Consider the following 2,106-nt stretch of genomic DNA (forward strand, 5'->3'; position numbering starts at 1 on the left):
ATCGCCCCGGGAGAGCGACTTGGCGGCGGGCATCTCGTCCGCAGACGCCATCTCGGCTGAGCCCACCGGGAACGCTGAGCCCACCGGGAACGGTGACTCGCGCGCAGGCCGTACCACCCGGACCGCTCTCCCCGCACCTTCTCCGGCCGGAGAAGGTGCGGCCGTGACCCGACGCCGCCGGCAGGGCACCGGTCTGTCCGCGATGCTGCTCCCCGAACTGCAGGCCAAGGCCTCGTCCCTGGGGATCCAGGGCGTGGGCCGGTTGCGCAAAGGCCAGCTCATCGCCGCGATCCAGAACCTGCAGAACAACGAGTCCGCGGCCGCGCCCGCCCCAGCGACTTCTTCGGCCCCCGCGGCCTCCTCGGCCTTTGCGCCGCTCCCGGCGGAATCGGGGCCGGCCTCGTCCGCCGGACCGGTCCCGGCCGCGAGCGAGACATCTCCCGCGCCGCGGGTGTCCCGGCAGGCTGCCGGCCCGGACGGCACCGCTACCCGCACCCGTTCCCGTCGTGGGGCCTCTCGGGCGGCGGCGAGCCCCGCCGTCGAGCAGCCGACCCTGCCCGAAACGGCGGCCGGGGACACGGTCGTGGAGACCCGGGCCGGATCGGCTACGGATGCCCGGGCCGGATCGGCCGCTTCCGCCCAGCCGACCGTGTCCGCCCAGCCGACCGGGGCGCCCGCGTCGGCTCCGCCGGCCGCCGCGTCCCACCGTCAGACCGATGCCGGTCCCCGGAGCCGGGAGGACCGTCGGGATCGTTCCGCCGACAACGGCCGGGTGAGCGCGAGCGACCGTCAGGGCGGTGAGGCCGGTGGCGAGCGTGCCACGGCGGACCGCCAAGGCGCGGACCGCCGCTCCGGTACGGACCGTCAGGCCGCTGATCGTCCCAGCCGCGTGGACCGCACCCAGCAGGGTGACCGGTCCGGGGCAGAGCGTTCCGGCGGCGACCGGCCCGGGCAGGGGGGGCAAGGGGGACAAGGCGAGGACGACTTCGCCGTTCGTGGCCGGCGGGGCCGCTTCCGGGAACGCGGTCGTAACCGCGGTCGCGGTGGGCAGGCCGGCCCGAGCGAGAACGAGCCGGTCCTGCGCGAGGACGACGTCCTGGTCCCCGTCGCCGGCATTCTCGACGTTCTGGACAACTACGCCTTCGTGCGGACCAGCGGGTACCTGACCGGCCCGACCGACGTCTACGTCAGCCTCGCCCAGGTGCGTCGCAATGGGCTGCGCCGCGGTGACGCCATCACCGGTGTCGTCCGCGCCCCGCAGGAGGGCGAGCAGCGCCGGGACAAGTACAACGCGCTGGTCCGGCTCGACACCATCAACGGGATGGAGCCCGAGGAAGCGCGCGGCCGGCCGGAGTTCACCAAGCTGACTCCGCTCTACCCCCAGGAGCGGCTGCGCCTGGAGACCGAGCCCCACATGCTGACCACGCGGGTCATCGACCTCGTGATGCCGATCGGCAAGGGGCAGCGGGCCCTGATAGTCAGCCCGCCCAAGGCGGGTAAGACGATGGTGCTGCAGTCCATCGCGAACGCGATCACGACGAACAACCCGGAAGTCCACCTCATGGTCGTGCTCATCGATGAGCGGCCGGAGGAGGTCACCGACATGCAGCGGTCGGTCAAGGGCGAGGTCATCGCGTCCACCTTCGACCGTCCACCGGCCGATCACACCAATGTTGCCGAGCTGTCCATCGAGCGGGCCAAGCGCCTGGTCGAGCTGGGCCACGACGTCGTCGTGCTGCTCGACTCGATCACCCGATTGGGCCGTGCCTACAACCTGGCTGCCCCGGCCTCCGGTCGTATCCTGTCCGGTGGTGTCGACTCGACGGCGCTCTACCCGCCGAAGCGGTTCCTCGGCGCGGCCCGCAACATCGAGAACGGCGGGTCTCTGACGATCATTGCGACGGCGCTGGTGGAGACCGGTTCGACGATGGACACTGTGATCTTCGAGGAGTTCAAGGGAACCGGCAACGCCGAGCTCAAACTCGATCGCAAGATCGCCGATAAGCGGATCTTCCCCGCGGTGGATGTTGACGCCTCCGGTACCCGCAAGGAGGAGATCCTGCTTGCCCCGGACGAGCTCGCGATCATGCACAAGCTGCGTCGCGT

1 protein-coding gene is annotated in these 2,106 nt (G+C 71.6%); it reads left to right on the plus strand.

The annotated features are described in order from the left end of the window. Window positions 1–163: 163 nt before the first annotated feature. Window positions 164–2,106: transcription termination factor Rho (gene rho, locus ACY45C_RS05365; protein ID WP_462186540.1), on the plus strand; the 1,943-nt coding region annotated here is incomplete at its 3' end.

This window comes from Frankia sp. CcWB2, from assembly GCF_977927585.1.